General features: G+C 60.8%; 23 protein-coding genes and 2 pseudogenes. 13 read left to right on the top strand and 12 right to left on the bottom strand.

The window, feature by feature from the left end; genetic code table 11:
• Positions 1–443 precede the first annotated feature (443 nt).
• Both BKP54_RS11035 and BKP54_RS11030 read left to right on the top strand, forming a co-directional pair.
• Positions 444–1,844: an L-serine ammonia-lyase gene (locus BKP54_RS11035; RefSeq protein WP_084814460.1), complete on the top strand. Its 1,401-nt coding sequence runs from the start codon at positions 444–446 to the stop codon at positions 1,842–1,844.
• Between the two features lie 77 nt (positions 1,845–1,921).
• Positions 1,922–2,359, top strand: a complete 438-nt coding sequence (locus tag BKP54_RS11030) for a DUF1489 family protein (protein ID WP_025426715.1) — start codon at positions 1,922–1,924, stop codon at positions 2,357–2,359.
• A gap of 250 nt (positions 2,360–2,609) precedes the next feature.
• Here BKP54_RS11030 and BKP54_RS11025 read toward each other — a convergent pair whose 3' ends face one another.
• The 6 genes from BKP54_RS11025 to BKP54_RS11000 form a co-directional block, all read right to left on the bottom strand.
• Positions 2,610–2,879 (bottom strand): hypothetical protein, encoded by a 270-nt coding sequence (locus BKP54_RS11025; protein WP_025426716.1) that lies wholly within the window; start codon positions 2,877–2,879, stop codon positions 2,610–2,612.
• 75 nt (positions 2,880–2,954) lie between these two features.
• Complete coding sequence (locus BKP54_RS11020) at positions 2,955–4,472, bottom strand: D-alanyl-D-alanine carboxypeptidase (RefSeq protein WP_057205111.1); 1,518 nt, start codon at positions 4,470–4,472, stop codon at positions 2,955–2,957.
• A 184-nt stretch (positions 4,473–4,656) separates the two neighbouring features.
• Positions 4,657–5,391 carry a hypothetical protein gene (locus BKP54_RS11015; RefSeq protein WP_025426718.1) on the bottom strand — a complete coding sequence of 245 codons (735 nt, stop codon included), beginning with the start codon at positions 5,389–5,391 and terminating at the stop codon, positions 4,657–4,659.
• 325 nt (positions 5,392–5,716) lie between these two features.
• Positions 5,717–6,325 carry a transglutaminase-like cysteine peptidase gene (locus BKP54_RS11010; RefSeq protein WP_025426719.1) on the bottom strand — a complete coding sequence of 203 codons (609 nt, stop codon included), beginning with the start codon at positions 6,323–6,325 and terminating at the stop codon, positions 5,717–5,719.
• An 837-nt stretch (positions 6,326–7,162) separates the two neighbouring features.
• Positions 7,163–7,771, bottom strand: coding sequence for a PilZ domain-containing protein (locus BKP54_RS11005; RefSeq protein ID WP_025426720.1), 609 nt, complete (start codon positions 7,769–7,771; stop codon positions 7,163–7,165).
• A 106-nt stretch (positions 7,772–7,877) separates the two neighbouring features.
• Positions 7,878–8,486, bottom strand: a complete 609-nt coding sequence (locus tag BKP54_RS11000; RefSeq protein ID WP_051509159.1) for a PAS domain-containing protein — start codon at positions 8,484–8,486, stop codon at positions 7,878–7,880.
• 344 nt (positions 8,487–8,830) lie between these two features.
• On the opposite strand from BKP54_RS11000, the gene BKP54_RS10995 reads away from it, so the two are divergent.
• Together BKP54_RS10995 and BKP54_RS10990 are read left to right on the top strand one after the other, a co-directional pair.
• Complete coding sequence (locus BKP54_RS10995; protein ID WP_025426722.1) at positions 8,831–9,562, top strand: rhomboid family intramembrane serine protease; 732 nt, start codon at positions 8,831–8,833, stop codon at positions 9,560–9,562.
• A gap of 265 nt (positions 9,563–9,827) precedes the next feature.
• A complete protein-coding gene (locus BKP54_RS10990; RefSeq protein ID WP_025426723.1) occupies positions 9,828–10,256 on the top strand; it encodes a CBS domain-containing protein in 429 nt (142 codons plus the stop codon).
• Positions 10,257–10,414: 158 nt separating this feature from the next.
• Here BKP54_RS10990 and BKP54_RS10985 read toward each other — a convergent pair.
• From BKP54_RS10985 to folE, 3 genes and pseudogenes are all read right to left on the bottom strand, one after another.
• Positions 10,415–11,379 (bottom strand): annotated as a pseudogene (locus tag BKP54_RS10985) (patatin-like phospholipase family protein).
• 405 nt (positions 11,380–11,784) lie between these two features.
• Positions 11,785–12,237: a phosphoribosyl-AMP cyclohydrolase gene (gene hisI, locus BKP54_RS10980; RefSeq protein ID WP_084814408.1), complete on the bottom strand. Its 453-nt coding sequence runs from the start codon at positions 12,235–12,237 to the stop codon at positions 11,785–11,787.
• A gap of 23 nt (positions 12,238–12,260) precedes the next feature.
• Positions 12,261–12,878: a GTP cyclohydrolase I FolE gene (gene folE / locus BKP54_RS10975; protein ID WP_025426726.1), complete on the bottom strand. Its 618-nt coding sequence runs from the start codon at positions 12,876–12,878 to the stop codon at positions 12,261–12,263.
• Between the two features lie 343 nt (positions 12,879–13,221).
• Here folE and BKP54_RS10970 point away from each other — a divergent pair, with 343 nt between their 5' ends.
• The 6 genes and pseudogenes from BKP54_RS10970 (at position 13,222) to BKP54_RS10945 (ending at position 18,264) form a co-directional block, all read left to right on the top strand.
• A complete protein-coding gene (locus BKP54_RS10970; RefSeq protein WP_025426727.1) occupies positions 13,222–13,668 on the top strand; it encodes an iron-sulfur cluster assembly scaffold protein in 447 nt (148 codons plus the stop codon).
• A 3-nt stretch (positions 13,669–13,671) separates the two neighbouring features.
• Entirely contained in the window at positions 13,672–14,046 is a 375-nt protein-coding gene (yidD, locus tag BKP54_RS10965; protein ID WP_025426728.1) for a membrane protein insertion efficiency factor YidD, read from the top strand.
• On the top strand, positions 14,043–14,471 hold the full coding sequence (locus tag BKP54_RS10960; protein WP_025426729.1) for a DUF2267 domain-containing protein: 429 nt from the start codon (positions 14,043–14,045) through the stop codon (positions 14,469–14,471). The genes yidD and BKP54_RS10960 overlap by 4 nt, the downstream gene beginning before the upstream one ends.
• 17 nt (positions 14,472–14,488) lie before the next feature.
• Positions 14,489–15,043, top strand: a complete 555-nt coding sequence (locus BKP54_RS10955; protein ID WP_057205107.1) for a DUF1697 domain-containing protein — start codon at positions 14,489–14,491, stop codon at positions 15,041–15,043.
• 216 nt (positions 15,044–15,259) lie between these two features.
• Positions 15,260–17,242 carry a threonine--tRNA ligase gene (gene thrS, locus BKP54_RS10950; protein ID WP_025426731.1) on the top strand — a complete coding sequence of 661 codons (1,983 nt, stop codon included), beginning with the start codon at positions 15,260–15,262 and terminating at the stop codon, positions 17,240–17,242.
• Between the two features lie 183 nt (positions 17,243–17,425).
• Positions 17,426–18,264 (top strand): annotated as a pseudogene (locus tag BKP54_RS10945) (lysophospholipid acyltransferase family protein).
• A gap of 47 nt (positions 18,265–18,311) precedes the next feature.
• Here the strand turns inward: BKP54_RS10945 and BKP54_RS10940 are convergent.
• On the bottom strand, positions 18,312–19,316 hold the full coding sequence (locus BKP54_RS10940) for a hypothetical protein (RefSeq protein WP_057205104.1): 1,005 nt from the start codon (positions 19,314–19,316) through the stop codon (positions 18,312–18,314).
• A 99-nt stretch (positions 19,317–19,415) separates the two neighbouring features.
• Here BKP54_RS10940 and BKP54_RS10935 point away from each other — a divergent pair, with 99 nt between their 5' ends.
• Both BKP54_RS10935 and BKP54_RS10930 read left to right on the top strand, forming a co-directional pair.
• Positions 19,416–20,000: a nitroreductase gene (locus BKP54_RS10935; protein WP_025426734.1), complete on the top strand. Its 585-nt coding sequence runs from the start codon at positions 19,416–19,418 to the stop codon at positions 19,998–20,000.
• On the top strand, positions 20,000–20,602 hold the full coding sequence (locus tag BKP54_RS10930; protein WP_025426735.1) for a flavin reductase family protein: 603 nt from the start codon (positions 20,000–20,002) through the stop codon (positions 20,600–20,602). The genes BKP54_RS10935 and BKP54_RS10930 overlap by 1 nt, the downstream gene beginning before the upstream one ends.
• A 23-nt stretch (positions 20,603–20,625) precedes the next feature.
• Here BKP54_RS10930 and BKP54_RS10925 read toward each other — a convergent pair whose 3' ends face one another.
• The gene (locus BKP54_RS10925) at positions 20,626–21,330 is read right to left on the bottom strand and encodes an aldolase/citrate lyase family protein (protein WP_025426736.1); all 705 of its coding nucleotides are present in this window, start codon (positions 21,328–21,330) and stop codon (positions 20,626–20,628) included.
• 73 nt (positions 21,331–21,403) lie between these two features.
• Here BKP54_RS10925 and BKP54_RS10920 point away from each other — a divergent pair, with 73 nt between their 5' ends.
• On the top strand, positions 21,404–22,543 hold the full coding sequence (locus BKP54_RS10920; protein WP_057205100.1) for a DUF2336 domain-containing protein: 1,140 nt from the start codon (positions 21,404–21,406) through the stop codon (positions 22,541–22,543).
• 86 nt (positions 22,544–22,629) lie between these two features.
• On the opposite strand, the gene BKP54_RS10915 is transcribed toward BKP54_RS10920, so the two are convergent.
• Positions 22,630–23,046: a hypothetical protein gene (locus BKP54_RS10915; protein WP_084814407.1), complete on the bottom strand. Its 417-nt coding sequence runs from the start codon at positions 23,044–23,046 to the stop codon at positions 22,630–22,632.
• Positions 23,047–23,051: the final 5 nt, after the last annotated feature.

The following is a 23,051-nucleotide window of genomic DNA, read 5'->3' as shown; positions in this document are numbered from 1 at the left end:
GCAGCCGTTGAGAGTTTTTCGGAGACATCATGGACAATACAATACAGAAGTCTTGCTGGGGCGTGACTGCTCGCGCCGTAGCCGGTTTCGCTGGCGTTCTTGTTCTTGCTTATCTTTTCGGCGGCCTTTGATACCCAAAAGTCCTCTGATTGACAGCGCGGCTTCCCGGAAGCCGCGCTGTTTTGATTCCGGGCAGTCGTATCGCGGGTTCGGGCGGCTGCGGACCGAATCGTCGGCGCAATGTCGCACCAACGGGAACTTATGTCGGTTGATCGCCTGATCGACAGGGATAGGATGGCTTAGAGTTTGATCCTATATCTAAGGGTGACGGTATTGCTTCGGTCCTGAGGAGGGATCGAGTTTGTATCGACTGTGCAATCATGCATATGACCGCATCCGGCGATGGGCCGGCGGCATATGTTCAGGCTCCGGGCAGGCAATTCATGTTTCTTTCCGTCTTCGACGTCTTCAAGATCGGCATTGGTCCTTCGAGTTCGCATACGATGGGCCCGATGTCGGCCGCCAATCGCTTTCTCGAACTCATCCTGTCCGACGAATGGCCGCGTCCGTCGCATGCCTCCGTCGCCGCCATCAAGGTCAGCCTGCACGGCTCGCTTGCCCACACCGGCATCGGCCATGGTTCGGGCAGGGCGGTTGTGCTCGGGCTTGCCGGCGAGCGTCCCGATCGCGTCGACCCCGACCGCATGGATGCACTGATCGACGACGTCGAGCGCACCGGGCGCATAACGCCGCCGGGCCATCCATCTTACGAATTTCAGCCGAAGACCGATCTGATCTTCGACAAGAAGGTGCCCTTGCCAGGCCACGCCAACGGCATGTCCTTTTCGGCCTTCGACAAGGACGGCCGCCTTCTGCTCAAGCGCATCTACTATTCGATCGGTGGCGGTTTCGTCGTGACCGATACGGAACTCGAAGCGATGCGCGCTTCCAAGAACAAGCCTGCTGGCGTCAAGGTCCCGTTCCCCTTCAGCACTGCCCAGGAAATGCTCGACATGGCCGCCCGCTCCGGCATGACCATCGCGCAGATGAAGCGGGCAAACGAAGAAACCACCATGTCGCCGCAGGAACTGAATGAGGGGCTCGACCGCATCTGGGGCGCAATGAGCAGCTGCATCGACCGCGGCCTTAGCCAGGACGGCATCATGCCCGGTGGTCTCAAGGTGCGCCGGCGCGCCCGCTCCATTCACGACAAGCTGCAGGAAGAGTGGCGCTCCAACAAGATCAACCCGCTGCTCGCCAACGACTGGTTGAGCGTCTACGCCATGGCGGTGAACGAAGAAAACGCCGCCGGCGGCCGCGTTGTGACGTCGCCGACGAACGGTGCCGCCGGCGTCGTTCCGGCGACCATCCGCTATTACATGCATTTCCACGACGATGCCGATCAGGACGGCGTTCGCGACTATCTGCTGACGGCAGCTGCCATCGGCGGTATCATCAAACACAACGCCTCCATTTCAGGCGCCGAAGTCGGCTGTCAGGGCGAGGTCGGTTCGGCCTCGGCCATGGCGGCAGCGGGCCTTGCTGCTGTCATGGGCGGTTCTCCGGAGCAGATCGAAAACGCCGCCGAGATCGCGCTCGAACATCATCTCGGCATGACCTGCGATCCGGTCGCCGGCCTGGTACAGGTGCCTTGCATCGAACGAAACGCACTCGGCGCCGTCAAGGCCGTTACTGCAGCGTCGCTGGCGCTCAAGGGCGATGGTCAGCATTTCGTGCCGCTCGATGCCTGCATCGAAACCATGCGCCAGACCGGCGTCGACATGAACGAGAAATACAAGGAAACGTCCACCGGCGGCCTGGCGGTCAATGTCGTCGAATGTTGAGCGGCGCACGAACGATTGTGGATGACGCTGCGCAATTCGCTTGACCGTGACGGCCGGACGGGTGTTCAAAAACAGCCATGTCTCTGCATCTCATAAAGCTCTGCGTCGGAGCGGAATCGATCGATGATCTGCGCGAATGGGTTTCGCGCAAGGCCCTGGCTGCGATTGCCGCCGGCCTTGAACCGCATTCATACCACACCACCCGAATGGTGCCGAAACGCATGGACGAGCTGCTGGAAGGCGGCTCGCTCTATTGGGTCATCAAGGGTCAGGTTCAGGCGCGCCAACCGCTGATCGGTATCGAAACCTTTACGGACGGTGAGGGGATCGGTCGCTGCAATCTGCTGCTCGGACCCGAAGTCGTTGAAACGGAGCTGCAGCCGCGTCGGGCCTTCCAGGGCTGGCGCTATCTCAAGGCTAACGAAGCGCCTCGAGATCTGGCGTCGCTTTCGGGCGATGGGGCCGAAATGCCTCTCGAGCTCCGGCGCGAGCTTGCCGAACTCGGTCTGCTCTAAGAGCCTTTCCAGGAAGAGTGCGAAGCGGTTTTCCGCCAGGAAACGCGAAGAACCAAAGAAATAGAACGCTTCAATGGCTCCGTTTAGGACGGAGCGCTCAACTGCATGTTTCCTTAAATCCTATTCGATTTAAGGATAAAAACATGCAGCAATTCAAAGCGCTGCAGCGACCTTTGCGCGTCTAATAAGACGCGCGGCGCTGTGGCCAGACGAAAAAGGCGGCCGAAGCCGCCTTTCAATCTCAGTCTATTCAAAGGATGCGCATCTTCAGCGGGTGGCGACGACCGGGTGCCGTCACGTGAAGATGGATGCCGGCGCGTGGCTGTGTCGAGCGCCAGGCGCGTGCACCATGGGTCAAGAGCATGCCTACCAGATCCTTGGTCTTCGCCTTCGGGCGGTTCAGACCGAGATCGGCAATGCGCATCGCTGCCTCATGCAGCGGATGCAGATTGATGCGCGACGGTTTCGCCCGTCGCCCGGGCAAGGGAGTGACACCCGGAACATTCTCGTTCATTGCCATAACTAACCTCGTACGCTTTACAAAACCGAGGAGGGTGGTCGGACTAACAGATCGGCCACCGAAACTAAATGCCGTCTACTGCTGGGCAGCCCAGCAGGAAATGCCTTTCTTCTTCAACGTCTTGCATGCGTTTACCGCTGCATTCTGGTCGTCGAACCCGCCAAAACGAGCGCGGTAGAGCTGAGCACCGCCATTGCTGAAGGCGACCGTAAAGGGCGTTGCCTTGCTGAGCGCCTTGCCACCCTTGTCCTTGGCGTTGCCGAGCAGGGTCATGGCCTGTTCCTTGTCCGGCGTCGCACCGATCTGGATGACCCAACCCTGGGGCTGCGGTACAGCCTGCGGCTCGGCTTCGGCTGCGACCGGCTCGCGCTTGGGAACGGAGTTGGTGATCTGACCGTCGACCATGCCTGCGGCAACCGGCTGACGCGACAGCTTGATGCTCTGGGCGTCAAGCGTATTGGGGACGATCTTCGGCGACAGGACCGGGTTGTCCGATGCGCGCTTGGTGCCGGCATAGGCCATCTGCACGCTGTTGGTATTTTCGCCACTGTAGCGCACGGACGGAACCGGTCCGGTGTTCGGCAGGTCGAGGCCAGCGGCAGCTGCGACCGGGCTGGAGACCGGCGTTTCCGCGACCTGCGCGACAGCGATAGGCTCTTCGGCGACAGGCGCAACCGGCGTCGGTGCGGTTTCAGCGATCAGGTTGCCACCGCCGCGGCGCGATGCCGCCGGCATGTACTTTGCCACCAGGCGACGCATCTGGGCGTCACGGCTGGCGCCAGAGGTGCCGCCCATGACGACGGCGACGATGCTGCGACCCTCGAGTTGAGCAGAGGTCACCAGGTTGAAGCCTGAGGCACGGGTGTAGCCTGTCTTGATGCCATCGACGCCACGCACATTGCCAAGCAGGCGATTGTGGTTGCCGATCGTCTGCTTGCCGAAGCGGAAGCTGCGCGTGGAGAAGTAATCGTAATACTGTGGAAAATGCTGGCGAAGCGCGAGGCCGAGGCGTGCCTGATCGCGGGCCGTGGTGCGCTGTTCGGTATTCGGCAGGCCGTTGGCGTTGCGATAGGTGGTGCGGGTCATGCCGAGCGCACGCGCCTTGTTGGTCATCATGCGGGCAAAACGCTGCTCCGAGCCACCCAGCAGTTCGCCAAGCGCCGTCGAGGCGTCATTGGCGGAACGGGTGACGAGCGACAGGATCGCCTGCTCGACCGTGATCGATTGCCCCGCGCGCACGCCGAGCTTCGAAGGCGGTTCGGCGGAAGCGTTCTTGGAGAAGGGAACAGGCGTTGACTTGCTGATCCGACCGGCTTCGAGCGCCTCGAACGCCAGATAAAGCGTCATCATCTTGGTCAGCGAAGCGGGGTAGCGCAACTCGTCGGCATCTTCGCCGTAGAGAACCTTGCCGGTTTTCGCGTCGACGACGATGCCCGAATACTTCGGGTTGGCCAAAGCGGGTGCTGCGAAGGCAACCGATGCGACGGCGCCCGCAAGGACGATCCGTCCTACCATCTTTGAAAAGGCGCCGAACGGGCGTTTCGCGAGATCAAGAAAACCTGATTGGGACACTACGCTGCTCTTCATTCTCATGTCATGGGTGTTGTCCGGACGCCGCCTCCGGGAACGACCGTTCCTGAGACAGTATCGGCATAGCGTTACCAATCGGTTTATGATGAATGATTGGTTTCCGGAATCGGACGCATTTGTACAGAGGTGATACCGGTGTAGCGCAATGGTGCGGCGCACAAGCCAGCATCACACCACTTGGACAAAATCAGGGCACGAGATGGCTTTTCACGAAGCCACCCACAGCATTGTCGATTTCGCGCCATTGCGGCAGCAGATTGCGGGAGAAGCGGTAAAGGACGACGAGATCCTTGCCGGCATGAATATCGCGCTGGCAGTCCGCACTCGTGGAGGCCTCGTTCGCGCGAGGCTCCAGACAGCGCACGACGTAGGGTGGCTCCTTTCCACGCGCAGCTGTGAAGAAGGCCTCGCCGGCATAGCTCGACGTCGCCTTGACGCCGTGCCGCGTCAACCCATTGGGGCCAGGGCCTGTGGCGCCCTCGAAGACCTGGGTGTAGATGGGGTCGAGCCGACCGGACATGTCGCGCGACATCGTGCTCTGCGCGATCTGCAGGAAGATCAGGGCCTCCGGACGGCTGACGTCATTGAAGAGGTTGCGGTTGTCGTCGCTGTACCCCTCGAGCGCTGGCCATGTCACGTAAACGTCGACCCGTTCGGCGATCGACGTCGCCCGCTGGTTTTCAAAGCGAATGACGTTGGCGGGCAGGCGTAGGTGATCCTGACCGATGAAGATATCGTAGGGCACGAGGCTTGACGTGTGGCCGGCCAGTGCGAGGTTTTCCCCGAACCAACGCCCCGACAGGGAAAGTGCGGCGGTGATCGCGGCAAGCAGGACAACGACCGCGGTGATCTTGTAGACGAAGCGCCTCGAAAGGAGCGGGCTGAGTTCCGGCTCCGAGTTCCCGTTGGAAGAGGTGCTCATCGATGGGGCGTCCCGTCGCGGTAGCCGCGCGATATGTGGCGGTTCAGCTGCCGCTGGTCGGTCGGCAGCGCAAGTTGGACTCTGGCAGGGGTGGCTTGCCTGACGCTGGTCGAAGGTGGTTAATTTTCGATTAAATAGGCGCGTCTTCCGCTTGTGCGCGCCTGATCTCGGCGCGCTGGGGTGGCCGAGAACAAGAAAGCCGGCTCCGAGGGACAGCGGAACCGGCCAGGGCCTGGTCTGAAACGGGGATGGGACTGACCGAAGCCCGGATAACTGATCGCGGCGCGGGAAATCACCCAACCACGCCGCGGTCATTCTGTGAGGGTTACTGGGTGCGGACGCTGCCGACTGCGACCGTGCGGCCATCCTGCAGCTTGACCCAGCGGCCAGCATGTTCGGTCGACTGCCGCTTGAGGTATGTGTATTCGGTATCCGACCACAGCAGCACTTTGTTGCGCATGTTGTCGAGGATGAAGTCGCCGCGATCGGTGCGCACGGTCAGGACCGCGTGGCCATCGCCATTCGGCTGAAGGACGACAGTGATCAAAAGGTCAGAGCCGGCGAAGCCGCTTTCGATGAGTTTGCGGCGCTTCAGCAAAACGTAGTCTTCGCAGTCGCCGACGCTGTCCGGGTAGGACCACTTTTCCTCGACGCCGTGGATTTCCATGTCGGTCATCGGCGTGACCGCCTGGTTGACGTCGTAGTTGACCTCGAGAATTTTCTGCCAGCTTTCGCGCGTCAGGACCATCGGGCCGCGATCGGCGCCGTTCGAGCGGCATTCGCCCGGATTGATCTTGCAGAACTCATAGTGGCCGATCGGCGGGTTGGTCGCACCGGTCACGGTCATGTTCGCCGGAAGGGCCATTGCGCCTTCGACCAGGCCGCCGGTCAAAAGTGCGGCGACAGCGATCATCTTGGTGATTGTCTTGAGCATGATTGTCTCCCCGTTATGGTTCGACAATGGCACGGACATTTTTATCGCTGGCGAATATGCGAGGTAAAACAAAGTACAAATGAAAATCGTATCAGAATAAAATAAGAACAGATTTTGAGATATATTTTAGTCGAATTTGATTCAAATTTTATCGATCTTGAACGGCCGTCGAGCACGCAAGTGGAATCTGTTAAGCATCTAAATGGTTGCAAGAGTGGGGTTTTGTGAGCGCATATCGACGGATAGCGTGCCAATGCCCGGGTGCATGGCGGCAGCTGGATGTGTCGGGGAGGGGCAATTTCGCCACTTTGCGTTTGGCCGCAATGCTTGATTTCAACGTGAAATCAACGCGACGAGCGAAAATACGGAGAAAAATTATTTGAAAAAAGTTGTGCCGAAAATCGGCAAAGGGAGCCACGGGCTGTGCTGAAATGGAGCAACAAGGCGCCGCGGTCGGAACGGACGCGCGGAAACATCGGTTCGATCGTCGAGAGTGTTGGGCCGGAATAGCCCCGATCCAGGGCGGTCTACCGCGTCGGCGTTGCCGATTATGCTCGGCCGCATACGGATGCCGCCGAGGACGAAGCGTCACGATTGAGGGCTGGCAATGCCGTTGAGGCGGCGGCCGAAATCGCCCAAAGCGCTATCGCGCAAACGAACGCAGCGATTTTGCGATAACGTCATGCGCATCACAAGAGTTTGAGGCGCAGTCCGCGGATACGACTGCTTAAATCCTTAAATCGGAATCGATTCAAGGAGAGAATCATGCAGCAGATTTAAAGTGCTGCAGCGTCCTTTGCGCGTTGACGCGCGGCGCCGTAGAGGCCGCGACGCGGTTTAGAGGAATTCCGTCAGGGCTTCGCGGGACTGGACGCCCGAGAATTCGATGGCAACGCCTTCCTGGAAATGACGGACAATCTTGCCCTTCATGTTGCCGAGCTTGATTTGCGTGCCGATCGGGGGGCGGTTTTCAATGTCCACCGCGGCGCCGGACATCGAAAGGTCGATGATGCGGCAGGGATACTTGGCACCGGTATCGAGCGTCAGCTCGGTCAGCGTCTTGCGCGGAGCAAGACGATCGTGGCGACGATCTTCGGGAAGGCCGAGTTCGTGCTTGTTGGCAATCCACGTCAATTGCGCCGCAAGCTTCTCGCGCTTGCGCTCCGTGGCGTTGAGCTGGATGACGAAGGCGTTTTCGGCGAGCCGAGACACGGTGCCTTCGAGCCGGCCGACGTGATCGATGTAGGCAATGATGCGTTCGCCGGCACGTGGGCGGGCTGGCGATAACAGAAGCACGTCACCCGGTGACATGTCGACGGCGGTGCAGTCGAATTCGTCGTGGTTGGCAAGCATCAGTCGCCCGGTAAGGTTCACCGAGACGCGCTGAAATGCGCCTTCCTGGTGCGGCTTCGGACCGGTATTTTGAGCTTGCTGGAACGAGAACATGATCACTCTGCATGACGTATCTTGGCAGGCAAAGCATAGTGCGGTCCGGTTAATAGAATGTTCGCCCTGCGGTTGGTGGCTGCGCGGATCTTGGCACAGGCGTTTGTCAGGCGTCGCGGCCGCCCTCGAAGACGCGCAAGTGTTGCACCTGCCGGATTCCGGGAGAAAATGCCTCGTCCATGGCCGGTTCCCTTAGGAGCGCCGCCGTCCGATCCGGATCGAGCACTCTGAGGCCCCTAACATCGAGACCGCTGACCGGTGCGGCGTGCAACCAGTACGGGCGCGACAATGGTGAGAGAGAACCGAGAATGCGGTCACTGTGACCTTCGTTGGAGGCGAGGGGAAGGAGCAGAGCCTCGATCTCCAATTCTCTCCTGTCTTCCGTCAGTGCAATCGCCGACAGCATGACGGGCACGTGTCGTGCCATCACCTGCGTGCTGACTTGAAGCGTTCTGCCAGCCTGGGTCCCGAACCAGAGTGTACCGAACTGCTGGCCGCGCAGTTCCTGGCCGAAGAGGGCGCAGACATGCGTTCCAGCCAGGCGGAATTTTATACTGGCGAAACTGTCCCTCTCGAGGATGAAGAGCTCAGGCAGGAGTGTCCGGATGGCCGACGGTTCGATTTCGTCGCGACGCGGTAGTTCACGGTCGCCACGAATGAGGTTCCAATACTGGAACAACTGCGTTGATGTCTTGCTGCGCATGATGTCGTTCATTCCATTTCGCGCGATCTGTGTGCCGATCCGGCACAAATTCGACCGCTCATACCGGTTGTCCTGATGACAGAGCGAATTCCGTGCCACCTGGAAATTAAGGTTAACAAACGGTTTCGATTGCTTCGGCCGCAGCGGGCTGGCACCTGAATGAACATCACTTCACGAAGGATTGCCTTCGGCACAGATTTTGAGCTCTGGGTATTGGGAGCTCACCGACCGTTCAGTTTTTACTGGACGGTCTTTTTTTGTTTGCTTATGGCTGGGCGCGCTGTCCGGCGATGCGCAATTGCCCGGCCGACTGGGTCGGATTGAAACGGACATGCGGACGGAAGAGAGCAGCAGCCATGGAACGAGATCAGGCAGCGACGCCACCGGAGGCGGAGCGGGAAGGCGCCGTCCAGCGCACGCACGAGCCCGCATTCAACCTGCCGGCGGGGCTGACGTGCATCCTGTTGTTCCTCGTCGCTATTCATGCGCTTCGCACCTATGTCTTCTCGAGCAGTCTCGACCAGGATATCATCCTGAACTTCGCCTTCCTTCCAGCGCGCTATGATCATCCGCTTGCCGAGCAGAGCCTTGCGTGGCTCTGGAGCCCGGTGACGTATTCGTTCCTGCACGGAAGCTGGGAGCACCTGATCTTCAATATCTTCTGGATGGTTGCCTTTGGGGCACCGGTGGCCCGGCGCATCGGCATGGCGCGGCTGGCTCTCTTCTGGGCTCTTTCGGCCGCCGCTGCCGTAGCACTTCACACAGTATTTCACTGGGGCGAGATGATCGTCGTGGTCGGCGCCTCGGGGGTCGTTTCGGGCTTCATGGGTGGCGCGGCGCGATTCGTGTTTTCGCCAAGCGGCCGCATCAGTCGGCAGTTCGCCCACCTCAATCGCAGGCTTTCCTTCAGCGAGGCGCTCTCCAATCGCTCAGTCGTCGTTTTCAGCGGCATCTGGTTCCTGACGAATTTCCTCGTCGGGTTCGGCATGTTCACGCCTGGCGGAGCCGACAGCGTGGCGTGGGAAGCGCATATCGGCGGTTTCCTCTTTGGCTTCCTCCTGTTCGCGTTGTTCGACCCACGCGATTGAGAACGCACCGATCCTGTTGCGATCATTGTCAGAACGCTTGATTTCCCGGGAACGCTGGCGCACCATTTGAAACGGCCGATATTGTCCATGGACGGTGCGGCCCGTGAAGGCCGGGTGCTCAAAGGTATAGCGCGTTTCTGAGGAGCGACGCGTCAGCCTTGCAGGTACCGGAGTGGGTATAGGTTCCGTTGCCCGACTGTGCCGCACACGACAGGCTGGAACCTTCCCCGCCGACCCGGCGTCGTCGCAACGGGGAGAAGTGTGCATGTCAGTAAAAGCGATACTCAATGAAAAGGGCCGGAACGTCGTGACCGTCGGTCCTCGCATGACGGTTCAACAGGCCGCAGTCCTTCTGCGTGACAATCATATCGGCGCAGTGATCATCATCGATGCGGATGATCAGATCACCGGCATCCTGACCGAGCGCGATATCGTCGCCGCCATTGCCAAACATGGCGCTGCCTGTCTGGAGAAGCCGGTCTCGGCCGTGATGTGGCAGAACGTCTATTGCTGCACCGAGGAAATGTCCGTCGATACGCTGATGGAAATGATGAGCAAGCTGCGAGCCCGTCATCTGCCAGTTGAAACGAATGGGCACCTGGCCGGCATTATTTCGATCGGTGACGTGATCAAGCATCACATTCGCGCGATGGAGCAAGAGGCCGAGCACATCAAGGCCTATATAGCTGGATAATTGAAAGGGGCGGTTTCCGCCGCCCTTTTGTTGTCCGTCTGCGGCGCAATCTCGAACAGTCGTGCTGAACGCGCGCTGGCACTTTCCGCCATCGCTAAATGTGCGACCGGTACAGCAATCCCTTGGAGCAACGCGGAAACCTGGCATTGCGCCCGTTGTCAGCGAACCAGGACTTCCTGCATCCGGCGGATTTCGGCGAGCTTGGCTTTCGCTTCCTGATAGCCGCGATCAATCGCCTCTCCGGCGCGGTGGAATTCCGAGAGCCCGATGTCGTTGAGCTTCGGATGGAGGGCCAGATCCGGAGGATCGCCGGCAAGGCGCGCACGCGAGATGCGATCCTGAATGATGTTGAAGGCCTGAACCATGACGCTGGTCATGCCCATGCGCGCCGAGTGGTGCGTCGGCTCGTTGATGGCCGGCATATCCAGGGTCTCTGTGCCGGCGCTGTGTTTGACCACGGCAGAGCGGCCATAGAGATCGTAGTTAAGGTTCACGGCAACGACGAGCTGCTGTTCATGCGCACGGCATACCGAAACCGGTACGGGGTTGACCAGTGCGCCGTCCATTAATGTCCGGCCGTTGGCATTGATCGGCTCGAAGATGCCGGGAAGGGCATAGGACGCGCGGATGGCGGTGATCAGAGAGCCCTTTTCCAGCCAGACTTCGTGGCCGCTATGCACCTCGTTGCAACCGCAATGAACGGTCGGTCGAGGCTCTCGATGCTTAGGCCCTTGAGATGCTCCTGCATGCGCTTGGTCAAGCGCAGCCCACCGAAGAGGCCGCCGCCGCCGATGGCGAAATCGAGCAGGCCGGCAATGCGTCGTACAGTCAGTGACCGGGCAAATGCTTCCAGTTCATCGAGCTTGCCGGCGAGATAACAGCCACCGACAAGAGCGCCGATGGAGGTACCGGCGATCATGCCGACCTCGATGCCTTCTTCGTCGAGCGCTCTGAGCACGCCGATATGGGCCCAGCCGCGAGCGGCGCCGCCGCCGAGCGCGATTGCGATCTTGGGCGGTCTGGGCGGCACGGCGGGTTCAGATGGTGTTGTCGAGAGTGATGACCCGTCCGGGTCGGTCAGGTCGGCAATCTGGCTGCTACGCGTAAAAGTCCAGTTCAACATCCGGCACCTCCAACACCGCCGAACACGTGGCAGCGCAACACGTCCTTCAGAATGCGCGAAGGGCGTCGTGGCGCTCCATGCATTGACTCAAACTTCCGAAGACCAGATTCGATCCTGGAACGACGCAATAATTTTGAGCGCACTTGTCTGGAGGAAAACCTGCCAAGCCGGCGCTGGTGCCGGCCTTGTCCTTATTCATCGCTGAAAGACTGGCACCGTTATTCAGATTACCATCGATCCTGTCGCCGCGTGCGGCGGGGCCGATAAACATTCACTACAGTTTGCAATGTTACCCGGCTTGCGGCCGTTCCCAGGGAAACTGCATCCTTGCCGAAGGATTAGGCGCCCGCTGGGTTACCAAAATATCAACGCAGTATGCACCCGCCCCAAAAAGATGCGCAATGCTTAATTTTTGTCATAAACCTCGGTCGGGTCGAAATGCCTGATGTCGTCGGTGATCGTAACGGTAGCACGGCCGCCATCGGTGCCGACCGTTCGAAAGAAGCAGGAGCGGCGGCCGGTGTGGCAGGTTGCGTCGTGTCCGGCGACCGACACCTTGAGCCAGATGGCGTCCTGGTCGCAATCGGTGCGAATCTCTTTCACCGTCTGAAGATTGCCGGAGCTCTCGCCCTTCTTCCAGAGGCTCTTTCGGGAGCGGCTGTAATAGTGGGCGACGCCGGTCTCGATCGTCAGCGCCAGCGCTTCGGCGTTCATGTGCGCGACCATCAGCAACTCGCCGTCGCGTGCGTCGGTGACGACGGCGGTGATCAGCCCCTTTTCATCGAAGCGGGGCGTGAAGGCCGGACCGTTTTCCAGTTCGGCATTGTTGGAGGAGGGGGTCTCGAATGTGAGCGTCATGAAAGGCTCCGTTGGTAGGAGCCTTACTTGAAGCCCCGCAGCATCGTCATGAAACGGGCCTGTTCGGCCGGTTCGGTCTGGAAAGTACCCGTAAATGTGGTGGTCAGCGTTGTCGAGCCTTGCTTCTGAACGCCGCGCATCGCCATGCACATATGTTCAGCCTCGATCATCACCGCGACCCCGCGGGGCGCCAGCGACTCGTCGATCGCCTTGGCGATCTGGGCCGTCATCGATTCCTGCGTCTGCAGCCGGCGACCATAGATATCGACCACGCGGGCGATCTTCGAAAGCCCAAGAACCCTTCCATTCGGCAGATAGGCGACGTGCGCCCTTCCGATGATTGGCACCATGTGGTGTTCGCAATGGGAATAGAACGGAATGTCCTTGACCAGCACCATGTCGTCGTAGCCGGCAACCTCTTCGAAGGTCCGGCCGAGCACGTCTTCGGCTGCGAGATCGTAACCACTGAAAAGCTCGCGGTAGGACTTGGCTACGCGTGCCGGCGTATCCAACAGGCCCTCGCGACTCGGATCATCACCTGCCCAGCGCAGCAGAACGCGCACGGCGTCCTCGGCCTCTTTTTGCGTCGGCCGGTCGCTCGCATTGTCGAGCACGGGGAAATTCTTCACTATGGCATCCATAATGGCCTCTTTGCGCAATACGGGGATTGCTTGACGTTTTATCTTTCGGACAACTCGCCACTGGCCATTCGCCTAACCCTGCAGGCTTGGGTTCCGTCGGCGGGCTCCGGGGCTTTCTGGTCCTTGCTTAGCAGTGCAATGGACCGTCCGGCACGGTTTCCCAAACAACAGGCGACATTTTGATCCTCTTGCGGAACTGTCGCCCCAACACGACATAGCATATAGTATGGTGCCACAGAGATGAAAGAGGCCGAGGGGACTGCGTCGTGCTTTTTTCCTGCCTATAGGAGAAAATCATGCGCCGATCACCCAAAACCGCGAAAAATCAGCCGGATCGCGTCAAATGATGGATGACATTTACAACAATCGTATTCTCGACTTCGCCGGCAATATCCCGCGTATCGGGGTTCTGGAAAATGCCGATGCCGAAGCGGTTGCGCATTCGAAGCTTTGCGGCTCGAAGGTCCGGATCTGGCTGAAGATGGACGGCGACGTGGTCACGGATTTTGCCCATGACGTCAAGGCTTGCGCGCTCGGGCAGGCATCGTCGTCGATCATGGCTCGTCATGTCGTCGGCGCGCAGGCGAGCGAAATCCGAAAGGCCCGCGACGAGATGCTGGCGATGCTGAAGGCCGACGGGGAAGGTCCCTCTGGCCGTTTCGAGGACATGCGGTTCCTGAAGCCGGTGAAGGACTACAAGGCCCGGCACGCCTCGACCATGCTCACTTTCGATGCTGTCGTCGATGCGATCGGCCAGATCGAGGCCAGGCGTCTGGCGACGGCCGTCTGAGCCATGTGCCGGGATCCGCATTGCGAACATCCGCCCATGGCTGGCTCTGAGTCTGCGGGCGGCGGGCGCAACTGGTCCGGTCCTTTCCGCAGGACGCCGGGGCGCCTGCTTGGCATGGCCTTCATCCGTGCCTATCAGTTGACCCTTTCCAGTTTCATCGGCAATGCCTGCCGGCATCTGCCGACCTGTTCGGAATATGGCTATGAGGCAGTCGCACGCCACGGCCTGTGGGCCGGTGGTTGGATGACGCTTTTTCGCGTCGCGCGTTGTGGCCCGGGCGGAACCCATGGGTTCGACCCGGTGCCGGAGCGCCTGAAGGGCAGGCATCATTGGTATGCGCCGTGGCGCTACTGGCAGCCGCGGCCAAAGGGCGGATGAACGCGATGACGATCCCGATGGAATATCGGCAGGCTTCGGTCGATTTCGACCGCTTCATCACCGATGCCCGCGATATCTCAGGGCTCCAGACGACGAACCAGGCCTATACGATGGTTCAGGCCGTGCTGCAGACCTTTCGTCGTCGCCTGGATGTCGAGGATGCGATCCTGTTTGCCGACGTGCTGCCGCCGGTTCTAAGAGCGATCTTTATCGCCGAGTGGGATCTCGAAGAACCCACGAGCCCGTTTTCGGGAAGGACGGCTATGACGCTCGAAGTGCAAGCGCTGCGTGGAGACCACAATATTTCGCCGGATACGGCAATTGCCGATGTGGCGGCAGCCTTGCGGAAGAACGTCGACGAAGCGAAGCTCGATCGCGTATTGGCCCATTTGCCGGCCGGTGCCGCCGACTACTGGCGTGCATGAGCCAAGGAGTTCCCTGCGTGAACAGCTACGTCGCGCTGCTCTATAGTATCGTGCTCAGCGAAGGGCGGCGCGTTGTGATGGGTGATCTGAAAGCCATGGCCGAGCGGCTCGGTCACCGGTCACCGCGCACACTCGCCGCCACGGGCAACCTGTTGTTCGAAACGGACAGGGTTGCCGTCGGAGAGCTGGAGGCGGCGCTCGAGACGGCATTCGCCGAGACGTTCGGCCGGCAGGTCGACATCATCGTTCGTCCTGGTTCCGATTGGCTGAGGCTTGCCGCAGCCAATCCGTTTCGCGTTGAAGGCGAGGAGGACGGCACCCGCGTCCATGTTCGCGTGATGCGCGAGCCGCTTTCCGGCGCCGTGCCTTCGGATTTCGAACGCTATTGCACTGCCGGCGAGCGTCTGGCGGTCGTCGATGGCGACCTTTGGGTTCATTTCACCGGCCAGGCAAGCGAATCGAAACTGCTCGGCGCCTTGACCAAAAAACGTCTCGGCATCGGCACGTTCCGCAACTGGAACACGGTTAAGGGCCTCGCCGCGATGCTTCGTGCATCCTGCATGTTTCCTTAAATCCTATTCGATTTAAGGATAAAAACATGCAGCCATTCAAAGTGCTACAGCGACCTTTGCGCGTCTGATAAGACGCGCGGCGCTGTAGGCTGTCCTTGCCTTTACTCCGTTTCGAAAAACCTCTATCAGGCCTGCGTCAAATAGCCGGCGGAAGCCGGTCAGTCATACCACACCATACCACCCGCATTCGTTGGCGGGACTGGATAGGAGATCATGATGTCGAATCCCGTTTCCCTTACATTTCCTGATGGCTCCGTCCGCGAATACGCCCCGGGCACGACCGGGCGCGATGTCGCCGAGTCGATTTCGAAGTCGCTGGCCAAGAAGGCCGTCGCCATCGCGCTCGATGGCGAGCTGCGCGACTTGTCCGATACCATCGCCGATGGCCGCATCGAAATCGTCACCCGCGACGACAAGCGTTCGCTTGAGCTGATCCGCCACGATGCGGCGCACGTGATGGCGGAAGCCGTGCAGGAGCTGTGGCCGGGCACGCAGGTGACCATCGGACCGGTGATCGACAACGGCTTCTACTACGACTTTGCCAAGAACGAGCCCTTCACGCCCGACGACCTGCCGGTCATCGAGAAGCGCATGAAGGAGATCATCGCTCGCAACAAGCCGTTCACCAGGGAAGTCTGGCCGCGCGAAAAGGCACGCCAGGTCTTCGCCGACAAGGGCGAGGCCTACAAGGTAGAGCTGGTCGATGCGATCCCGGAGGGCCAGGATCTCAAGATCTACTATCAGGGCGACTGGTTCGACCTTTGCCGCGGCCCGCACATGGCCTCGACCGGCCAGATCGGTACGGCATTCAAGCTGATGAAGGTTGCCGGAGCCTATTGGCGCGGCGACAGCAACAACCCGATGCTGACCCGCATCTACGGCACGGCCTGGCATACCCAGGAAGAGCTTGACCAGTACCTGCATATCCTGGCCGAAGCGGAAAAGCGCGACCATCGCCGCCTCGGACGCGAGATGGATCTCTTCCATTTCCAGGAAGAGGGTCCGGGCGTCGTCTTCTGGCACGGCAAGGGTTGGCGTCTGTTCCAGACGCTGACGGCCTATATGCGCCGCCGGCTCGCCAACACCTATCAGGAAGTCAACGCGCCGCAGGTGCTCGACAAGTCGCTGTGGGAAACGTCCGGTCACTGGGGTTGGTACCGCGACAACATGTTCAAGGTGACGGTCGCCGGCGACGACACCGATGACGAGCGGGTCTTCGCGCTGAAGCCGATGAACTGCCCGGGTCATATCCAGATCTTCAAGCATGGCCTGAAGTCATACCGCGAACTGCCGGTGCGGTTGGCCGAATTCGGCAACGTCCATCGTTACGAGCCATCCGGTGCGCTGCACGGGCTGATGCGCGTGCGCGGGTTCACCCAGGATGATGCCCACGTCTTCTGCACCGACGAGCAGATGGCGGCCGAGTGCCTGCGCATCAACGATCTGATCCTTTCGGTCTACGAGGACTTCGGCTTCAAGGAAGTCGTCGTCAAGCTGTCGACCCGTCCGGATAAGCGCGTCGGTTCCGACGAGCTCTGGGATCGCGCCGAAAGCGTCATGACCGACGTGCTGAAGACGATCGAGGCGCAGTCCGAAGGCCGCATCAGGACCGGCATCCTGCCGGGCGAGGGCGCCTTCTACGGTCCGAAGTTCGAATATACACTGAAGGACGCGATCGGCCGCGAATGGCAGTGCGGCACGACACAGGTCGACTTCAACCTGCCGGAGCGCTTTGGCGCCTTCTATATCGACAAGGATTCCGAGAAGCGTCAGCCGGTGATGATCCACCGGGCGATCTGCGGTTCGATGGAACGCTTCCTCGGTATTCTGATCGAAAACTTCGCCGGCCACATGCCGCTGTGGATCTCGCCGCTGCAGGTCGTCGTCGCGACAATTACTTCCGAGGCAGACGACTATGGTCGCGAGGTCGCGGAGCTTCTGCGTGATGCCGGACTTACGGTCGAGACCGACTTCCGCAACGAGAAGATCAACTACAAGGTCCGTGAGCATTCGGTGACCAAGGTTCCGGTCATCGTCGTTTGCGGCAAGCGCGAGGCGGAAGAGCGTTCGGTCAACATCCGGCGTCTCGGCTCGCAGGCCCAGACGGCGATGTCGCTCGACGAGGCGATCGCTTCGCTCTCGGCTGAGGCCACGGCGCCTGATCTCAAGCGCAAGGCTGAAAAGAAAGCCCGGGGTTAACACCCCGGGACCTTCGCTCTGTCAGCAAACTGTCATATTAGCGGAATATCCGGATGCTACAGCGCCGCGCGTCTTATCAGACGCGCAAAGGTCGCCGTCGTACTTCGAGTTGCTGCATGTTCCTATCCTTAAACCGGGTACGATTTAAGGAAGCATGCAGGAGGCCATCCATCGGAGACTTCCGTGCAGTTCAAAGAGCTGTCTTACGCAAATGAAAATGACCGGCGCCTGAAGCGCTGGTTCATCCGCTCCATGGAGGGCCTGGCGGGTCGCAACCGATACGTCAAGCTTTACGCGCGTTGGCAATCCGACGTCGTCGGCAAGAGCGACCGGATCTTCGGCGAGATGCTGAAGCTGATCGATGTCCGCCTGCGGCTTCAGGGCGAATGGCCGCCTCGGCACCTGCCCGACACCCCCTGGTTATCGTTGCCAATCATCCCTTCGGCATCGGCGATGGCATTGCCGTTCTGGCGCTTGCCGAGCAACTCGGCAGGCCGTTTCGGGTGCTGATCAACAACGAGCTGTTGAAGGTGCCGGAGATGGCGCCCTATTCGCTGCCGGTGTCCTTCGAGGAGACGAAGGAGGCCTTGGCGCTGAACATGGCGACGCGCCACGAAGCGGTGCGATTGCTGAAGGACGGCGTGACGATCGTGATCTTCCCGGCCGGCGGCGTAGCAACGGCGCGCTCGGGCTGGGGCAGGGCCGAGGATCTGCCGTGGAAGATCTTTCCGGCCAAGTTGATACAGGCCGCGCGCGCGAACGTCATACCGATCTATTTCGAGGGGCAGAACGGCCGCATCTTCCATCTCGCCAGCAAGGTCTCGCTGACGCTCAGGATCTCTCTCCTGATCCGCGAATTCCGAAGGCTGTCGGGCACGACGATCGCGGCCCGCATCGGGCATATCCTCACCTGGGAAGAGCTTTGCTTGCATGCTGACCGCAAGGATCTGCTCGGTCGCATCTACGAGGCGGTCTTTTCGATGGCACCGCCGCGTCGCCGTTTCCTCAAGCGTGCCGGCTGACGTAGCGTCAGGCGTGCCTGCCGCACGGTCAGCCTGGCGGCGTCAGATCAATCCTGTGCTTCCGCGGCTGCTTCCGGGCTTGCGGCCGCGCCGCCATTGGTCAGCAGCACTTCGATATCGGTGTTGACGCCGGCCTTCACCGTGAAATCGCGCTGGTAGATCTTGTTCTTGTTTCTTGCGACAGCCGTATAGTTGCCCTCGAGAAGAACCAGCGTCGGGAACGCCCCTTCCTCCTGGTCGACGATGTCGCCGGCCGAAGTCAGGATCGACCAGCCGGTGTCGGCGATGGCTTCGCCGCCCGGCTCGGAGACCAGCTTCAGCGTCAGCTTCGCAGCCTTGTGCTGGATCGTCGCTTCGGTCAGCTTGCCGGCTTCCACCTGGATGTCGGCCGTGATCACCGCATTTGTCGTGCCGTAGTTGGAGCTGACATGATAGGTGCCGGCGCCGAGGCGAAGGACGGTGCTGGGCTTCACGTCGGCGGCAATCAAGGCCCGTTCGCCATCGCTCTGCGTTTCGGACGAATAGATGGAGAAGCTGAGTTCGCCCGGCGGGATGCGCACATCGCTGCCTGAGACCGCATTCAACGTCATGCCGCCAGCATCAAGGACCAGTACCTGCTTGTCGAGCACGCCGTCTTCCGGGATGCGGATCTTGCGCGTCGCGGCCGCACGGCCAAATGCGACGTTGACGAAATACTCGCCCGGCACCAGGCTGAAGGCCGTCGATCCGCCTTCGGACGTCGCCAGCAGCGGCAGCTTGCCGTCGCTTCCGGGGATCGGGCTGAACACGCGCCAGGTCAGGCCGGCCTCGACGGGCTGACCCTTGCCGGTCAGAAGCGCCTCGAGTTTCACGTCCTTCAGTGTGCCGCCCTGTGTCGGGTCGCTGGTCAGCGGACTGAAGCCGGTCAGCTTCTGCGTCTTGCCGGTGGTGGAAATGGAGGGAAAGCTCTCGAAGGCCTCCGTGGCGTCCTGCGCCAGGACGCTGCCGGCGGTGATGCTTGCGAGTGCGACCGCCAAACCGGTTCTGATGAAAATACGAGGGCAGGTGCGCATGAGAGCAGTTGACTTCCTGACTGGGTGACTCCACTTGAGACGCCGGTATGGCATTTTCGTGGCTGCCGGTCGGCGGCAAAATAGTGGAATTCACCCAATATGAAAACCGAAATAAAGCTCGTTGACTATCTCGCGTCCCGCCGGTCCATTCCCGCTTTTCAGATGGGTGAACCAGGACCCGGTAGAGCTGAAGTCGAGGAAATGCTGAAGCTCGCCTCGCGTGTGCCGGATCACGGCAAGCTCGCTCCGTGGCGGTTCATCGTTTACCGCGGCGAAGAGCGGGCGCGCATCAGCGCCGAACTGAAGACAATGGCACTCGCCAAGAAGCCCGATCTGTCTGACGAGATGATCAAGGTCGAGGAGACGCGGATGACGCGGGCTCCGGTCGTCGTTGCGGTCGTCAGCAAGGCAGCCCCGCATTTCAAGATCCCGGAATGGGAGCAGCAGATGTCGGCCGGTGCCGTTTGCCTCAACCTGCTTATGGCGGCCAATGCGCTCGGCTATGCCTCCAATTGGCTGACCGAATGGTACGCCTTCGACGAAGCTGCCTATCCGTTGCTCGGCGTTGAGCCGGGCGAGAAGATCGCCGGCTTTATCCACATCGGCACCGCTACGGTCCCGCCAACGGAGCGTCCACGCCCGGAACTGGCCGAGATCGTCACCTGGGTCGGAGAAGACGCCTGATGTTCTACGACACGGCCGCAAACAGGCATGGCCTGCCGCATGATCCGTTCAAGGCCATCGTCTCGCCGCGGCCGATCGGCTGGATCGGCACGCGCGCCACGGACGGCTCGCTGAATATCGCGCCCTATTCCTTTTTCAATGCGATCAGCGACCGGCCGAAACTCGTGATGTTTTCGTCGAGCGGCTACAAGGATTCGGTGCGCAACATCGAGGCCACCGGCGAATTCACCGCCAGCTTCGCCAGCCGGAATCTGAGCGAGGCGGTCAACAAGACCTCGATTGCAGCTCCCCATGGCGAGAGCGAGTTTACGATAGCCGGGTTGACGCCGGTTGACGGGACGTTGGTCAAGGCGCCGTTCGTGGGCGAGGCCTATGCGGCGCTGGAGTGCCGGATGACCGAGATGTTCCAGCCAAAGGGGCTCGATGGCGAGCCCTCGGACAATTACGTCGTCATCGGCCAGGTGGTCGGCATCCACATTCGCGACGAGGCGATCCGCGACGGTCGTTTCGACATGGCGACGGTCCGCCCGCTCGCCCGCCTCGGCTACATGGATTACTGCGACGGCGGCGACGTCTTCCAGATGGTGCGTCCCACGCGCTGAGGCGTGGGTAGTCGGAGGAAGCGTCAGCCGCCTGTATCCAGCCATGCCGCTTGCTCCGGCGAGCGGCAGACCACGGAAGAAAAGCCATTGGCGCGGCTGGCAGCGAAGGCGCGCCGGACGGCCTTTTCAGTCACTGCCGTTTGCGGCAGCATTTCGTAACAGCCAAGACCCGCTTCATGGGCGCGAAGAGCAGCAGCGGCGCGCCCGGCGGCGATTGGTGCGACCAGAACCTCATCCTGCGGCTCCTTCGATGGTCTGCAGCCGATAGCCGCCGCCAGCGCAGAGGCATCGAAAATAATTCCTTCGAGACGCGGCGAGCTTTCGCCAAGGGAGTAGGGCGAAAGTACGCTTTCGGGGACCGAGCCATATTCGGCAAGGATAGCGACCTGCTGCAGGCGATTGCCTACGTTCGCCTCCGCGACGCGCAGCATGACATCGAGCCTCTGCACATCTGCGCGGCTCCGGCATCCGGAAAGCAGGACGCCGCTAATGTCGTTGCGAAGAAGCGAGGCCATGTCCTCCGCTGCCAGGCGGTTGATTGGAGCGATCCGTGCGAAGACACGGCAGGCACCGCGCGCGACTGCCACCAGCTGAGCTAGTGCATCGTCACCAAAACCGAGATCGACAATAATGCCATCGAAAGCGTTGAGATCGACGGACGTCGGTAGCGGCGCGCCGGCGCTCTGAAACAGCAGTGGTTTCATGGTTTTGAAGCGGTTAACGGACATGGTGAACCAATCTTAAACCTTTGCCGGCTAGGCTTCCAACATCAGGTGGCTTTGGGTGTCTAGTGGGGCGTCGGTGATCATACAAGCATTTCTTCGCTGGGTGGAGACGGCGAGAACGGGCGATCGTGCCCGCGCTGCCCGGGCCCTCGGTCGCGCCTATGTCGACGCGCAGATGAACGGTATTGATCGTCAGGCTGCCGAAATGGCAATGACCTTTCTGCTCGACGATCCCTCTCCGAAGGTACGTTCGGCTCTGGCCGAAGTGCTCGCGCCATCCTCCGATATTCCTCGTGCCATCATTCTCGGGCTTGCCGAAGACCAGCCGGAAATCGCCTACATCGTCATTTCCCGCTCGCCTGTTCTGACCGACGAGGACCTTGTCGATCTTGCAGCCCGGGGCTCGGTCGAGACACGGGCGCTGATTGCGGCCCGCGCATTCGTGTCACGTTCCGTCTCAGCCGCTATCGCTGAAATCGGCGGCGAAGAAGAAATGCTGATCCTGCTTGAAAATGGCGGTGCCCAGCTGCCGCGCCGGTCGTTGAAGCGGATCGCTGAGCGTCTCGGCTATTCCGCTGCCATCCGCGATCTGCTGCTGGACCGCGCCGACTTGCCAAGCGATGCCCGGCACGCGCTCGTCGAAGAGGTGGGGGCAGCTCTCGCCGCCTTCGGTCTGGTTCAGATGGCGATCGGAAAGACGCGGGTAGAGCGGATCACGCGCGAGGCCTGCGACGTCGCAGCGGTCGGCATGGCCGGCGCTTTGGCTGTGGATGAATTGCCTGACCTCGTCGCTCATCTGCGCGGGACCGGTCGCCTGACGCCGGCGTTCCTGTTGCATGCACTTGTCACCGGTCGGGCGGAGTTTTTCTCGGCAGCCATCGTCGATCTCTCTGGCGTCACGGAAAAGCGCGTTCGCTCGATCCTCTCGAGCGGCCGCATCCATTCCATTCGCGCCCTGTTCGAGAGCGCCGGCCTTGGGCGTGACGTCAGCGAAGCGTTCGCTGAGGCGGTCCTGCTCTGGCGCAAGGACGGCACGACCGGCACGGACGATTGTCGCGCCTCGGTCTGTGCCGCGCTGCTCGCAAGCTTGCACGGTCAAAGGGCGCCTTCGCCGGCCTGCAATGCAATGGCGGAAATTCTCGAGCGTCTGGCCTTTGCCGAGCAACGGCAGTCTGCCCGCGACTATGCCCAATTGGCCGCGCGCCAGGCCGCCTGACGTCAATTCGCCGAAAGGTCAGCCAGCCGTGCTGGCCGCCAAACCACGAGCGCCGAAAGCCTGATGAATGACCCCGCCTGATTGCGTCAGTCGGTGAACCGCCGCGCCACCCAGGAATAACCGTCCTCGATGTAGTGAACCGGCTTGCTGACCAGGGTCTTCAGCTTCTCACGGTCGGGAACGGCGCCGGAGAGAAACGCAAGGGCGCGCTTTGGCAGGGTCGGTTGCACCTCTGCTGCCTGCGGCGCCGGCGTCTCGGGCTGCGGAAGCGGAGCGACGACCTCCGGCTGCGGATCATTGGTGGCGAAGCCGGGGCCGGAACTCTCGCAGACGGCGACGACCACGGGATAGTTGGCATTGGAAAAGCGCGGCAAATGTTTCTGCGAATCCGTATCGCATTGGGCGATCGAGGGCCATGTCCCGTCGACCGTCGAGATATATTGGCACTGGCTGACGTCGTGGTCACAGCCAAGGATGGTCATAACGATCAGGGTGGCTTTCATGGTCT

Source organism: Ensifer sp. 1H6 (assembly GCF_001976035.1).
Taxonomy (GTDB): domain Bacteria; phylum Pseudomonadota; class Alphaproteobacteria; order Rhizobiales; family Rhizobiaceae; genus Ensifer; species Ensifer canadensis.
This window is presented reverse-complemented; position numbering and strand designations above follow the sequence as displayed.

Bases quoted from the DNA above. Each gene is read 5' to 3' on its own strand.
- BKP54_RS11015 (WP_025426718.1), bottom strand. From the start codon at position 5,391: ATGAGCACCTCTTCCAACGGGAACTCGGAGCCGGAACTCAGCCCGCTC.
- BKP54_RS10960 (WP_025426729.1), top strand. From the start codon at position 14,043: ATGAACGCGATGACGATCCCGATGGAATATCGGCAGGCTTCGGTCGAT.
- yidD (WP_025426728.1), top strand. From the start codon at position 13,672: ATGTGCCGGGATCCGCATTGCGAACATCCGCCCATGGCTGGCTCTGAG.
- BKP54_RS10935 (WP_025426734.1), top strand. From the start codon at position 19,416: ATGAAAACCGAAATAAAGCTCGTTGACTATCTCGCGTCCCGCCGGTCC.
- BKP54_RS10925 (WP_025426736.1), bottom strand. From the start codon at position 21,330: ATGTCCGTTAACCGCTTCAAAACCATGAAACCACTGCTGTTTCAGAGC.
- BKP54_RS10915 (WP_084814407.1), bottom strand. From the start codon at position 23,046: ATGAAAGCCACCCTGATCGTTATGACCATCCTTGGCTGTGACCACGAC.
- BKP54_RS11020 (WP_057205111.1), bottom strand. From the start codon at position 4,472: ATGAGAATGAAGAGCAGCGTAGTGTCCCAATCAGGTTTTCTTGATCTC.
- folE (WP_025426726.1), bottom strand. From the start codon at position 12,878: ATGGATGCCATAGTGAAGAATTTCCCCGTGCTCGACAATGCGAGCGAC.
- BKP54_RS11035 (WP_084814460.1), top strand. From the start codon at position 444: ATGTTTCTTTCCGTCTTCGACGTCTTCAAGATCGGCATTGGTCCTTCG.
- BKP54_RS10990 (WP_025426723.1), top strand. From the start codon at position 9,828: ATGTCAGTAAAAGCGATACTCAATGAAAAGGGCCGGAACGTCGTGACC.
- BKP54_RS10940 (WP_057205104.1), bottom strand. From the start codon at position 19,316: ATGCGCACCTGCCCTCGTATTTTCATCAGAACCGGTTTGGCGGTCGCA.
- BKP54_RS11025 (WP_025426716.1), bottom strand. From the start codon at position 2,879: ATGGCAATGAACGAGAATGTTCCGGGTGTCACTCCCTTGCCCGGGCGA.
- BKP54_RS10995 (WP_025426722.1), top strand. From the start codon at position 8,831: ATGGAACGAGATCAGGCAGCGACGCCACCGGAGGCGGAGCGGGAAGGC.
- BKP54_RS10930 (WP_025426735.1), top strand. From the start codon at position 20,000: ATGTTCTACGACACGGCCGCAAACAGGCATGGCCTGCCGCATGATCCG.
- hisI (WP_084814408.1), bottom strand. From the start codon at position 12,237: ATGACGCTCACATTCGAGACCCCCTCCTCCAACAATGCCGAACTGGAA.
- BKP54_RS11005 (WP_025426720.1), bottom strand. From the start codon at position 7,771: ATGTTCTCGTTCCAGCAAGCTCAAAATACCGGTCCGAAGCCGCACCAG.
- BKP54_RS10970 (WP_025426727.1), top strand. From the start codon at position 13,222: ATGATGGATGACATTTACAACAATCGTATTCTCGACTTCGCCGGCAAT.
- BKP54_RS11000 (WP_051509159.1), bottom strand. From the start codon at position 8,486: ATGAACGACATCATGCGCAGCAAGACATCAACGCAGTTGTTCCAGTAT.
- BKP54_RS11010 (WP_025426719.1), bottom strand. From the start codon at position 6,325: ATGCTCAAGACAATCACCAAGATGATCGCTGTCGCCGCACTTTTGACC.
- thrS (WP_025426731.1), top strand. From the start codon at position 15,260: ATGTCGAATCCCGTTTCCCTTACATTTCCTGATGGCTCCGTCCGCGAA.
- BKP54_RS11030 (WP_025426715.1), top strand. From the start codon at position 1,922: ATGTCTCTGCATCTCATAAAGCTCTGCGTCGGAGCGGAATCGATCGAT.